Annotated in this window: 8 protein-coding genes and 1 pseudogene; 8 read left to right on the plus strand and 1 reads right to left on the minus strand. The window is 47.7% G+C overall.

What is annotated here, in order from left to right; translation table 11 throughout:
* Positions 1–24 precede the first annotated feature (24 nt).
* Entirely contained in the window at positions 25–702 is a 678-nt protein-coding gene (locus MHB85_RS16605) for a hypothetical protein (protein WP_223199714.1), read from the plus strand.
* Positions 703–1,375: 673 nt separating this feature from the next.
* Here the strand turns inward: MHB85_RS16605 and MHB85_RS16610 are convergent.
* A pseudogene (locus MHB85_RS16610) lies at positions 1,376–1,668 on the minus strand (phosphatidylglycerol lysyltransferase domain-containing protein); the annotation flags it as partial.
* 135 nt (positions 1,669–1,803) lie between these two features.
* Between MHB85_RS16610 and MHB85_RS16615 the strand changes: the two are divergent.
* The 7 genes from MHB85_RS16615 (at position 1,804) to MHB85_RS16645 (ending at position 14,078) form a co-directional block, all read left to right on the plus strand.
* Positions 1,804–2,940: a GntR family transcriptional regulator gene (locus tag MHB85_RS16615; protein ID WP_091020059.1), complete on the plus strand. Its 1,137-nt coding sequence runs from the start codon at positions 1,804–1,806 to the stop codon at positions 2,938–2,940.
* Between the two features lie 173 nt (positions 2,941–3,113).
* Positions 3,114–5,339: a hypothetical protein gene (locus tag MHB85_RS16620; protein ID WP_341073262.1), complete on the plus strand. Its 2,226-nt coding sequence runs from the start codon at positions 3,114–3,116 to the stop codon at positions 5,337–5,339.
* A gap of 27 nt (positions 5,340–5,366) precedes the next feature.
* Complete coding sequence (locus MHB85_RS16625) at positions 5,367–8,441, plus strand: alpha-mannosidase (RefSeq protein ID WP_341073263.1); 3,075 nt, start codon at positions 5,367–5,369, stop codon at positions 8,439–8,441.
* A gap of 25 nt (positions 8,442–8,466) precedes the next feature.
* On the plus strand, positions 8,467–9,381 hold the full coding sequence (locus MHB85_RS16630; protein ID WP_341073264.1) for an ABC transporter permease: 915 nt from the start codon (positions 8,467–8,469) through the stop codon (positions 9,379–9,381).
* A 12-nt stretch (positions 9,382–9,393) separates the two neighbouring features.
* Entirely contained in the window at positions 9,394–10,290 is an 897-nt protein-coding gene (locus MHB85_RS16635; protein ID WP_091020055.1) for a carbohydrate ABC transporter permease, read from the plus strand.
* A gap of 81 nt (positions 10,291–10,371) precedes the next feature.
* Positions 10,372–12,027 carry an extracellular solute-binding protein gene (locus MHB85_RS16640; RefSeq protein ID WP_192131337.1) on the plus strand — a complete coding sequence of 552 codons (1,656 nt, stop codon included), beginning with the start codon at positions 10,372–10,374 and terminating at the stop codon, positions 12,025–12,027.
* A 44-nt stretch (positions 12,028–12,071) separates the two neighbouring features.
* Positions 12,072–14,078, plus strand: a complete 2,007-nt coding sequence (locus MHB85_RS16645; RefSeq protein ID WP_192131335.1) for a glutaminase family protein — start codon at positions 12,072–12,074, stop codon at positions 14,076–14,078.
* Positions 14,079–14,099 lie beyond the last annotated feature (21 nt).

Consider the following 14,099-nt stretch of genomic DNA (forward strand, 5'->3'; position numbering starts at 1 on the left):
TGGTACTATAAGGAGGCAGAACACATGCTAGAAGAACAGGAAATATTCGCGGGCGAAGGATATAACAGGTCGTACGCAATTGCTACGGGTATGCCGATTTTGAATCTTAGGGGTAGCATACCGCGTGAAGGTAACGGCCAACTATCATTTCCGTGGGTGACAACGGGCATCAGGATTGATAAAGAACAGATGTTGGAAACCGTTATGAAGCAAAAGACACTCGAGTATTTGTTTAACATGCAATTCAGTAAGGAGGAGATGACCGACCGCAATTTGGTTGTAGGCTGTTATGAATACAGGAATCCGAATGACAAGGAACAAATATTGCTATATGCGCTGGTTTCGTTGAAGGAATTTCTCGCGAGATACGGCGATGAACGGGCATCAGAGATTCTGATGCGAGTTGGCTGCACATACGAGAAGATTATGGAGGAATGCGATGAAGCCATTGAAGAACACTTTGCAGTGTTGCGCCGGTCACTTCATTTAAAGAATTTGAGGGACAAATATGATGTCGTTTACGAGTGGAGTGAAGAGGAAGGGGTAAAGACGTACATTATCAGATACACCAAATCGAGTTATACGAAAATTAAAGCTAAATCATTCGAAGAGTTGACTAAACTCTATGATGAGCAACGGAAGAAGGATGCAAAGAAGACGTTCGCGATTCTGGAACCGTTAGAAGCATTTATGCAAGCCTAAGAAAACCGCCCCTTTACGGGGCGGTTATTCAACATTTCATCGAAAGAAGATTCGAGGATGTCGCGGGACAAGAACTTGGTTCCTTTGCCGAAATGGACACGAACTTGTTCCCATTTCCGATTAGACAAAAACCTGAATAATGAGTAGATACAACTAAGAAATGCACCGCTGAAGCAGCTAGCCAGCACAGTCCCTACACCTATAGGTCCTTTAAGAGATCATGTGTCGGCAGGTGGTAGCCGCAGCAACCCCTCGGCGAGCACTTGCGTGCTGAAGACCTGTTGGCAAATGCCCAGTGAAGCTTGGGGTTTTCACGGTTCCGACGATCGCGACGCCAAAGGCGCTGCCGAATTTCCAGGTTGTAGACTCTTTTCCAATGGCTAGAGTACCGGTGCCAGTTCGCAACCTAGTTTTTTTACACTCTCAAGCAAGAACTCAAATCAAGTAAACACATCATATATCTGCAACCACGTGCTGCTTGACTAGTATTGTTGAAATAATAATGAGTATAGAAATGATTGCAATAATTAAATGTATAGTACGGTTAAAGACATGACCACCTCTTAACATTAGGTAGCTTGTTAAAACGTGAATGCTTGGAAAACAGTTACATAATGCAATTAATGTTTGAAAATGGACCATTCTGTTCCGGAATGCAAGAGCAATCAATACCCCCGTGATGAAAGGATACATATTGAAATACAAGACGGACGAATTTCTCTTCGCGATGAGCATTTGAATTTTCACCTACCCGGGATAATGGAGACATTCCCAGATTGAAATAGGAGTATCCTTGTTCTTTTGCCCACTCCATTAGATTTACAAATAAGACATCCATCCTACCATTAGGAGTTTCGTTTAAATGTCTCCTTAAATCAATAGAGATCAATCTGTTGTGGTCATAACCTGGTGCTAGTGTTGCAAAGGCAAAATTTTGCCTTCGGCATCCCGGAGCAGAGCAATAGGGAATCACTGTAATAAAGAAGGTGAGTCAAGGAATGAAGGATTGACAGGCATTATACGGTTGTTTATTGTACTTATATGTGTAAAAATATATTTTATATATAAAAATATAATGAATGAATTGGTGATGTGATTATCATGAGTACGAATGATAGAATACCGTTGTACCAACAAATTCAAGACTACATCCGCAAATTCATTGCTTCCGAAAATATGAAGCCGGGTGATCGAATACCGACAGAGAAGGAACTCATGGATCGATTTAACGTTAGCAAAATTACAGTTGTGAATGCCCTGACAGGCTTGGCTAACGAGAAATTGATTGCACGCGTCCCGGGGAAAGGAAGCTTTGTCGCGGAAGGCACAGATGCAGCAGACACCTCATTTTCTGAATTTCCGGCAGTAAAAGGAGGCAGATCGAGTACAAGAATGATTGGGGTGATCATGCCTACGATTCACGACTACTTTGCGATTCGACTCATCGAAGGGATCGAACAGTCACTCAATCAGGAAGGCTATCGCAGCATGATCATGCTGACACATGGCAACATTGAGAAAGAAAAGGATGCGATCAGGGAGTTAAAGGCACTTGGAACTGAGGGGTTGTTAATCTTTCCTGTGGATGAAGGTAACTATAACGAGGAGATTCTCGGCATGAAGTTATCCGGCTTCCCTTTTTTGCTGATTGACCGATATTTGCCTGGCGTCGAAACCCATTACATTGCGGCTGATGGAAGGTTGGGCGTGAGGCTGGCCGTTGAACATCTATGGGAGCTTGGACATCGTGATATAGCGATCTGCTCGGATTCTCCATTGCAAACCGTCACGGTCCAGGAGCGAATTGATGGTTATATTGAAGCACTGAAGGATAAAGAAGCATTGATTAACCCTGCACATATGATTACAGATTTCAAACCACTGTCTGTTCTGAAGGATGCAGAAGCCCATCCATTGTACCGATATATCAGCAACAAGATGGTGACTGCTTATATATCGCTGAATGGCAGGCTGGGGGTTCAGATCTATCAAATGGCCAAGCAAGCCGGTCTTCGCATTCCCGAAGATGTATCGATTGTAAGCTTTGATGACCCCACTTCCATCGTGGAGGAATTCAGTATTTTTACGCATGTAAAACAATTCGAGAGAGAGATGGGAATCCGAGCAGGCAACCAGCTTCTCGAAGTCATTCGGAATAGCCGCGAGATTACGGGCTTCAGCAAAATTCTGATTGAACCTGAACTTGTCGTTCGTCAAACGACTGGAAGCTGTCCCTAATCATCATTTCAATGCTTAAATTCAAGTCTTTTCCGTAGATGTACGGAAAGGGCTTTTTTTTATTTTTTTCAAAAAAAACATATTGAATATATTCTTAATGTATATTATATTTTGTAAAATGGTGAATATTTACAACGAAAGACCAATCCAACAGGGGCAGGGAGGTCATAGCTGTGGTTAGAGATCGGAAAGAAGATCGAACCGGATTCCAGGAATCAGCACCCTATCATCCTGATTATGATCTGCAAACGGATTTTGTCATGGTCTATGGAATGGACGATACGATGCCGCAACGTATTCAGGAATGGAAGGATAAAGGGTACGTGGTTCATTTAATGACAGGAGTAGCATGGGGAACCTATAACGACTATCTGGACGGGGAAGTAGACGGGGAAACGCACTGGGATGAAGCCCAGATGGATCGCGATGGCGAGATGATTGTCCATGGGAAGGAACCTATTATTCCTTACATGGTTCCAACGGTTTCCTTTGGTAAATATATCGCTGAACGCATACGTGCAGCTGTTGATTCTGGCGTGGAGGCGATCCATCTGGAGGAACCTGAATTCTGGGTAAACGGGGGGTACTCGGAATCGTTTAAGAGAGAATGGCAGTTGTATTACAAAGAACCCTGGAGTCCGCCTCACTCCTCACCCGATGCACAGTTTCGGGCTTCCAAATTGAAAGCGTATTTATACACACGTGTGTTAGACCGATTGTGTACCGAGATGAAAGATTACGCTCTGAAACGTTACAATCGCATCTTGCGATTCTACGTTCCGACCCACAGCCTGATCAATTATACGCAGTGGCGAATTGTTAGCCCGCAGTCTCGATTGATAGAGCTCCCCTCCGTAGATGGATATATTGCTCAAATCTGGACCGGGACATCACGAACACCGAACGTGTATGAAGGGGTGCGTAAAGAACGCACTTTTGAAACCGCTTACTTGGAATATGGTATCATGCAAGAGCTTGTGCGGGGTACAGACAGACGAATGTGGTTTCTGCATGACCCTATCGAGGACAATCCGAATTATACATGGGCCGACTATAAACAGAACTACCTGAAGACCGTTGCTGCTTCCCTGCTTCATCCCGGGGTTTCCCATTACGAGGTCGCACCTTGGCCGCGAAGAATTTTCAAAGGAACTTATCCGTCTGATGACGGTGCACATAAAGTACAGATCCCACCTGATTATGCAACGACATTGCTGCATGTCATGCACACGCTTGGCAACATGGATCAGGACCGGATTGAAATGGATGGTGAATCTCCCCGCATTGGTGCATTGATCGCCGACTCGGCCATGTTTCAGCGCATGAAGCCTGAGCCGGAGGCACCGAATGCAGGAAAGTATGACGGCACAGATCCAAAAGGTTTTCAAGAGGATGGCGACACTGAGCTGCTGGATTTCTCTCCATTCTATGGTCTTGCTCTGCCATTGCTTAAACACGGAATACCTGTGAGACCCGTCCAGCTTGATAATGTGAGGCGCTATCCACATTACCTGGCTCCATATCGTGTCCTGCTGTTGAGTTATGAATACATGAAACCGGAGCACTCCGATATCCATTATGCACTGGCCCAATGGGTACAGGACGGTGGTGCGTTGATCTATGTGGGAGACGACAGCGACCCCTATCACAACATCCGGGCATGGTGGAATGATGACCAGCGCAGGGAAAGCACGAATACCACATATACCTCACCACGCGAGCACTTGTTTGAACAGCTAGGGCTTAAGGTAGAACAGGAAGGGATTCATCATGTGGGCAAAGGGGCGGTGCATTGGCTTCCTGTACATCCGGCTGCATGTACGTCAAGTAAAGTGAGTGCAGATCAACTTCGCCAGACTGTGAAAGAAACATGGGAGAGACTACAGGATTCCAACTTCCGTTGGGAAGCCAAGCATTATTTTAAAATTAAACGTGGGCCCTACATCATAGCCTCTGTCCTGGAAGAGTCCATATCCGAAGAACCACTGATTATCCCAGGTCCGCTGGTGGACTTGTTCGATCCATACCTGCTTGTTCGGCAAGAAGTAAGGTTGGCTCCTGGTGAGCAAGCACTGTTATACGACATTACGGCAGGAAGGCCACAGCAAGACAAGGTGAGCCTGATCTCTGCCTCTTCCAGAATTGAAGATCTGACGATAACGAATACAGGTTTTCAATGTGTAGCCAAGGGTCCGACCAACATGCAGGCCACCGCCAGATTCTATTGCCCATTTGAACCCATATCCGTTTGCAGTATCTATCAACACCAGACTGTACCTGTCGAATGGAAATGGGATTCAAAATCGAAAACCGTACTGCTGAACTATGAGCATGGCAGCAAGAACAAGGTGGAGATTCAAGTAAGGTGGGATCGTGAGAATGCAGAAGCAAAAGCTTGATGAACGAGAGGAGAGAACACAACAATTATGCCATATGAACCGATTAGACTCGGACATTTGAATCAAATGCTGTCCAAACTCCGTGAAGCCATATATGAGCCCATTGCCCAGTTGAATGTGACGGCATGGGTTACCCCGGAGCCTGTTCCATTCGAGGAAAGAATGTCAGGTCAGCAAATCACTCTTTCACAGGGCGAGCGTTGGGGGAAGTTATGGGATTGTGCCTGGTTTTGTTTTACAGGGAGCATTCCACCGTCCGGTAGTGACGCCAAGGCTGTTCTTCTGCTGGACGTGAACGGCGAACTCTGTCTGGTAGATCAGGAAGGAACACCTGTACAGGGTTTGACAACCATCAACTCGGAGTTTGAATTCACATTGGGTCTGCCCGGGAAAAGAGTTGTTGAACTGGACCATTCGTCGATAACGGTGACGGGCGGAGCATTCGAACTGTGGGCTGACGCCGGCAATAACGACTTATTTGGCAAATACCAGGGCGGTACGGTAAAAGAAGCGATTTTGGCACATTGTCGTGAAGATATAAGAAGTCTCTATTACGACACCGAAGTGCTTCTGGAGACGGCAGAACACCTTCCTGTCAACATGGCGCGCAGAGAAAGGATTCTTCAATCCCTATATGATGCTTCCATAGTATTGACGGAATTAACGCCTGACCGCATACATCGCGCCAAGCTATTATTGAACGAACAATTATCACGTCGTGGCGGCGATCCTGTGCTGAACATAAGTGCGGTTGGGCATGCTCATATTGATTTGGCCTGGTTATGGCCGATCCGTGAGACGATCCGAAAGGGCGCAAGAACATTCTCCACGGTGCTTCGCATGATGGAGCGTTATCCCGATTATGTATTCGGAGCGAGTCAGCCTCAGCTATACGATTGGATGAAGCAGCACTATCCCAAGCTGTATGACCAGATCAAGGAACGGGTGCAGGAAGGCAGATGGGAACCGCAAGGGGCCATGTGGGTGGAATCGGATACCAATGTGCCGGGTGGCGAATCTCTTGTACGCCAGATTCTGTACGGCAAACGTTATTTCCAACAGGAATTTGGAATGGAGATGAAGTCGCTGTGGATGCCAGATGTATTTGGATACTCCGCAAGCTTGCCGCAGTTGTTGAAGAAATCCGGTGTAGATTACATGATGACCCAGAAGCTCTCCTGGAGTGAGTACAACCGCCATCCTCACCATTCCTTTCTGTGGGAAGGGATCGACGGTTCCTCGGTGTTAACACATATGCCACCTGAGGATACGTACAACAGTCCGGCCGCCCCACGTTCCATTGCCAAAGCAGAGCGGGAGTATCTGGACAAAAATGTTTCCAGCCACGCATTGATGCTCTTTGGCATTGGAGACGGCGGCGGCGGGCCGGGAGAAGAGCATTTGGAACGGTTGGAGCGGGAGAAGAACCTGCTCGGTCTGGCGCCTGTTGTGCAGGAACCTTCCTGGAAATTTTTTGAACGATTGAATGAAGAAAGAGAGCGATTCCAGACCTGGCGTGGGGAGTTGTATCTCGAAAAGCACCAAGGAACCCTGACCAGTCAGGCACGGAGCAAGCGGTATAACCGCAAGATGGAGAAAGCTCTGCGCGAGCTGGAGTTTGCTGCTGTACTGGCTGCCCGCATGGGCAAGTCTTATCCGGCCGAAGTATTGGAGACGATCTGGAAGGAAGTGCTTCTGTACCAGTTCCATGATATTCTCCCCGGATCTTCGATTAAGCGAGTATATGATGAGTCGTTAATACGGTATGAAGCATTGCTCCAGCAGACGGAAGGCATGATCACCGAAACCTACAGCTATATTACAGATTATATCTCTTCCCAAGAGGAAAGCTCCAATTCAACTGTGGTATTCAACTCACTACCGTGGAAACGTCAGGAGTGGCTGCACCTCCATGGACGATGGCATAAGGTGCAGGTTCCATCCATGGGCTACACCGTGGTATCTGATCATGAAGATCAGGAGGTCATGGGGGAGATCGCAACTGGTATTGAAACGGATGTTGCTGCGCTGGAAACAGATTTCCGTGACACAGCCAAGGAGTACAGTATGGAGAATGACATTCTCATCGTGAGATTTGACCCTAATGGCAGCATTACCTCGATCCTGGATAAACTGGAGTCCCGTGAAATCATCCTGCAAGGACAGCGGGGGAACGATCTTCGTGTATATCATGACGAAGGCGATGCCTGGGATTTCCGCCATGATTATTCAGCGCAAGTGGGGATGCCATTAATTCTGAATGATATCCATGAGTTTCGGGATGGTCCAAGAGTTGGGTTGGTTTTTGATTACAGCTACGGCGAGTCGTCTCTAACCCAAACCGTTATTTTAACGGAGGGCAGTCGGCGTATTGATTTTGAGACGGTCGTGGATTGGCAGGAATACGGTAAAATGTTACGCACTTCGTTCCCGGTGCAGATTCGTACCGATCAGGTTCACTGTGAAATCCAGTTTGGCAGCCTGAGCAGGCCGACTCACCGCAATACGATGTGGGACTTTGCCAAGGATGAGATTTGCGCTCACCAATGGGTGGATATATCAGAACCGGATTACGGAGTCGCCTTACTCAACGATTGCAAATACGGACATCGAGCCATTAACAATGTACTTGACCTTCATTTGCTGCGCAGCAGTTCCTACCCGGATCCGGTGGCGGATCGTGCAGAGCACCAATTCACCTATTCGTTATATCCGCATCAGGGGAACCATGTTCAGGCTGAAATTTATCGAAGAGGCAATGAGCTCAATATTCCGCTGCGCCTGAGTTCCTTGTCTGCACCTTCAATGGATGTAGAAGAGGAAAAGCTGCCTTACACGAAAGCATTCCTGCAGCCGGATCATCCGCACATCATGGTGGAGTCCATCAAAAAAGCCGAGGACAGCAATGACATTATCGTCCGTCTGTATGAGACCTCGGGAACCCGGGTCAAAACGAAACTGTCAATCGGTTGGAATGCTGAAGAAGTCTGGGAAGTGGATCTCATGGAGAATAACATTTCATCGCTGGAGCTTCAGGATCAAGCCGACGTAGTTTTGTCCTTCACACCATTCGAGATCATCTCGCTGCGATTGAAAGGTTAGTTTAAGGGAAAGGAGCGTTGGGAATGTGATTAAGAACAATGTGTTAATGAAGCGAATCTGGAAGCATAAGCTCTTTTACTTGTTCATGTTACCTGGCATCATCTGGTTTTTCTTATTCTCCTATGTTCCCTTATATGGAATTCAGGTTGCCTTCAGGGACTATACCTTCGTTGGCGGTTTTACCGGAAGCCCTTGGGCAGGTTTCAAGTACTTTCAACAGTTCTTTAACTACTATCAATCTGGTGATATCATCCGCAACACGGTGATCATCAGTCTCATGAAGCTGTTAATCGGCTTTCCGATGCCAATCATTCTCGCCATTCTTTTAAACGAAATACGCATGATCAGGTTCAAGAAAACCGTTCAGACACTTTCCTATTTACCCTACTTTGTATCCTGGATTGTGGTTGTCACCCTGATGCAGAGATTGCTCACGCCATACGGCGGGCCAGTGAATGATTTGCTGGGGTCGTTCGGAACTGATCCAATCCAATTCCTGAATAATCCCACCTGGTTCTATCAGATGATTGTTGGATCGGATATTTGGAAGAACATCGGCTGGAACTCCATCATATTCATGGCTGCCATTGCCGGAATTGACCAGCAGCAATATGAAGCTGCCAAGATCGATGGTGCAGGGCGTTTCCAACAGATGTGGCATGTGACCCTGCCGGGTATCCGTAATGTCGCCATTATATTATTTATTCTCGCCGTGGGTAACTTGATGAGCGCGGGTTATGAGCAGCTGCTTCTCCTGAATGGACCTGCGACCGCTGGCATGGGCAGTGTACTCGACGTGCACGCCATTAACTCGGGTATCCGGGAAGGGCGTCTGAGTTACGCAGCAGCTGTGGGGCTGTTCCAGAGTGTGATTGGGCTGATTTTGGTACTAACGGTCAACCGGATTGCCCGCAAAGTCAGTGATGTATCCCTGTTCTAAGGAGGTGATGTGATGACACGCAAATGGTCCTTATTTTCAGTTATAAACTATACCATTCTCGCTTTGGTTGGATTCTCCATGATCTACCCGTTTATTTACATCCTGGCGTACTCGCTGAATGACGGCAAGGATTCCATGCAGGGCGCGATCTATTTCCTTCCACGACAATTTACACTGGAGAACTATGCCCAGGTATTTGATAACGCACGCATCTGGAAGGCGTATCAGATCACCATCATGCGAACCGTGCTGGGTACGTTCCTTCATGTGATTCTGTGTACATTGATGGCTTACGCGCTCTCGAAGAAATCATTGCCGGGCCGTTCATTTTTCACCTTTTACATCTTCTTGCCTACGATTTTCAGTGCCGGATTCATCCCGTTCTTCATTACGCTTCAGAAGCTGCATCTGATCAATACCTTCTGGGTGTACGTCTTACCGCTGTTATTCAACTTCATGCATATCATCATTATCCGGACCTTTCTGCAAGGAATTCCGGAAGAGCTGGAGGAATCAGCCCACATTGACGGGTATGGGGATTTTCAAATCTTCATTCGCATCATTCTGCCTCTCTCGGGACCCGTACTGGCAACCATCTCCCTCTTCATTGGGGTCGCCCACTGGAATGACTGGTTCTCAGGTGCCTACTATGTGTCCAACAAGGATCTGATTCCGGTGCAAACCCTCTTGCAGGAGATGCTGACCGAAGCGGAGTCGCTGTCCAATTCGATGCAGCGCGCAGCACAACAGGGCGGGCAGACGATTGGCAGTTCAGGCGGAGCGGGTGCGACACCCGAATCCCTGCGTATGGCTTTGCTCGTCATTACGGTCTTCCCAATCCTGTGTATCTACCCGTTCCTGCAACGATATTTCGTAAAAGGAGTGATGATCGGTTCGGTGAAAGGTTAGGTGATCCTGACCCGGAATTTGCTGAGTTTTTACCAGGCTTGACCCAGATCATTCATCATCATATTTCAGGAGGCGATTGGTTTGAACCGAATTTGGTCGAAAGGCGTTTCCGTATTACTCGTGTCCATCTTGGTTGGAGGATCGTTGAGCGGATGCACGGATTCATCAGGAAACGGGAATAGCGGAGAAGCAGCTGATGGTTCATACAAACTCAAAATATTGCACAACTGGAACGGTTCGGGTGGTTCGGATAACGGAATAACGCCTGTGGAAGAAGTCATCAAGGAGAAGACTGGCGTCACGCTGGATTGGGAGTATACCAAAGGCAGTGAGACCGAGAAGGTAAACCAGATATTTGCTACGCAGGATCTGCCGGATATCTATACCGGACCCGCATGGGGGGGCGAGTTGGATGGCATTATCAAGGCGGCCAAAGAAGGGCAGCTCGTCGATATTTCCGACAAATTGGGGGACTATCCTAACCTCGCGAAATCCATTGCTGAAGAAGATGTACCCCCAGCGCTTTACGAGAAAGCAATAAATGCATATGACGGCAAAAAATATTTGCTTCTGCAAAACCAGCCTTCCCAGAATGAAGATGGCATGGATTGGCTGTACGGCTTTTACGTTCGTAAAGATATCGCGGATAAGGTGGGTATAGACCCTCAATCGGTCGTGACAAAGGAGGAATTCTATAACTTCCTCAAAGCAATCAAGGATGCCAATCTGCAAGAGAACGGGCAGCCGGTCTTTCCACTGGGTGGCTTCAGCAACGGCTGGTCCGTCGGCATCGGCAATACCATGTTCAATTCGGGTGGCAGTTATGTTGACAAAGGTGACGGAACGGTAGAGCATAACTTTTTCACGAAAGGCTATGAAGAGTACACGTTATTCTATCGGAAGTTGGTTCAGGAAGGGTTAATGGACCCGGAAGCATTTACCCAGACTGACCCGATCGCCAAGGAGAAAATCAATCAGGGCCGCATCGCCATTCTGGCCGCACACTATCCAGCCATTCTGGATGCCTCCAAAGAATATGTTACTTCACACCCTGGAAGCGATTACATCCCGGTCGGCCCTTTGGAGCGTGCAGATGTTGAACCGAATCGCCCTGCGGATCTGGGCATTCAGGGCAACAACGTAACAGCGATCACCAAAAACTGCAAGGGCGCATGTGTAGATGCGGCGCTTAAGTTCCTCGATTACATGGCTTCCGATGAAGGATTTATGCTGGCAAGATACGGAGTGCAGGGCGTTCATTGGGATTTGAAGGAGGGTAAACCTGTTGCCAATAAGGAGTGGTTCGATAAATTTACGGCAGATCAATCGGGTAAAGTTCGCAAGAACGAAGGCATTTCCATTGGTTTGGAATCCATCACGGGGCCTGATCGAATCAATTCGGTCGCAGGCGGAGATATCTGGGCCGATCAGAAACGGCTTGATGCCATGGAACAAGCCAGAAAAATTCTGCGTCCTAATGGCATTCATGTCATTACAGCCTATAACCCGGGCGATGTGATTACCAAAGCACCGGAATGGGAGATGCTGAAGCCTTCCATGGACCGGATGGGTGATGCCTGGAAGGAAGCAATCTTTGCGAAATCGGATGAAGCGGCGTTGGGCATTATCAACGAGCTTCGCGAGCAGCTTCGAAAGACCGGATATGATCAAGCCATGCAGTTTACGAACGAAAACTTGAAAGGGAAAGACGTAGTTACCATTCAAATGCCGAACTGATCACCTCCATATTCTTACTTTTAATTTGAAGGAGTTGCATTCATATGACGACTGGGTTTAGACCGCCTTCCGTACCTCTGGTTACTGTGGACCCTTATTTTAGCGTATGGTCAGCCGCGGACCATCTGTATGAAGATCATACCCGGCATTGGACGAACAAAACGAATGGCATGGTGGGCTTGGCGGTGATCGATGGAAAGCTTCGACGATTTATGGGGAAAGTGGGATCGGAGGAGCGTACAGCTGTCCAGGAACCTGAAGTGCTGGTGCAGACCAACCTGACTGTCCAGCCCGTAACGACTCGATATACCTTTCAAGGCGAAGGAATAGAGCTTCATGTTCAGTTCACCACACCTTTATTGCTGGATGATTTGGACCTGTTATCCAGGCCGGTGACCTATTTGAATTTTCAGGTCAAATCGATCGATGGGGCCTCCCACCAAGTCAAAATTTACGTCGATGTAACAGGCGAATGGTGTGTAAACACAACCGATCAGCACGTAACCTGGGAACGCCATGTCATTGAGGAACAATGGAATGCCATGTCCATGGGTACTGTGGATCAGCCCGTATTGAAACTTGCCGGTGATGATACAAGAATCGATTGGGGATATATGGTTCTCGCTGTTCCTCAATCCTCTCATATCCAGACGGCCATTCACTCAGTTACAGGCCGCGAACAGTATGTACGCTCCCGTCAATTGCCGACAGAAGATGATCAGCACCAGCCGCGAGCTGTATCGGACAACATGCCGGTTATGGCAGCCGAGATCGATCTGGGGGCTGTCCGGGACGAACCGATATCCGAATTTCTCATGCTTGCATATGACGATATTCATGCGATTGAATATTTTCATCAACCGCTGACTGCGTATTGGAAAAGAAATGGATTAACGTTTCAGGAGATGCTGTTACTGGCAGCTCAACAATACGAAGAGATTCAGCGGCGCTGTGACAGCTTTAATCTTGAACTCATGGCAGAGAGTCAGGCCGCAGGCGGTGAGAAATACCGGGATATTGTGGCGCTAACCTACAGACAGGCGATTGCAGCGCATAAGCTGGTTGCGGATGAGGAGGGGGATGCTCTATTTTTCTCCAAAGAGAATTTCAGCAATGGATGTATCGCTACGGTGGATGTCAGCTATCCTTCGATCCCACTTTTTCTCAGGTACAACCCTGAACTGATCAAGGGCATGATGCGTCCAATTTACAAGTATGCGATGAGCCCGGATTGGACGTTTGATTTTGCTCCTCATGATGTAGGAACCTACCCTAGGGCCAACGGTCAGGTGTATGGAGAGAATAAGCTGGAATACCAGATGCCGATTGAGGAATGCGGCAATATGCTGCTGATGGCTGCGGCGGTCAGCAAATATGAGGGAGATATCGAATTTGCTCGGCAGCATTGGGAACCTCTTACGCGATGGGCAGATTATTTGCTGCACAATGGACTCGATCCTGTAAACCAGCTGTGCACGGATGACTTCGCCGGGCATCTGGCGCACAATACCAATTTATCGATCAAGGCCATATTGGGTATTGCTGCGTATTCCTATATGTGTGACAGGCTCGGACTGAAGGAAGGGGCGACATACCTTGAGGGAGCTCGAAAAATGGCACAGGAGTGGGTGTCCATGGCAGATGCCGGGGACCATTATAAGCTGACGTTTGACAGTCCAACCGAGTCATGGAGCATGAAGTACAATCTGGTGTGGGATCATCTGCTCGACCTGCACCTGTTCCCGAAAGAGATCGCCGCCAAAGAACTTGAATATTACATGCACAAACAAAACCGCTATGGCCTGCCGCTGGATAGCCGTGAAACGTATACCAAATCCGATTGGCTGGTATGGTGTGCCTCCATGAGTTCAACGAAAGCGCAGTTTGAGTCTTTCATTTCACCGCTGTGGGATTTCATGAATGAAACTTCGTCTCGTGTTCCCGTAACGGATTGGTATGACACGATCACCGCTAAGCAGATGAATTTTCAGAATCGTTCTGTGGTTGGCGGCTTCTTTATCCAATTACTCATGCAACAGTCTATAGACTAATGGGTGTGAAGGCAGGTGGTG

Origin of the sequence: Paenibacillus sp. FSL K6-4396 (genome assembly GCF_038002525.1) — a bacterium.
GTDB lineage: Bacteria > Bacillota > Bacilli > Paenibacillales > Paenibacillaceae > Paenibacillus > Paenibacillus amylolyticus_B.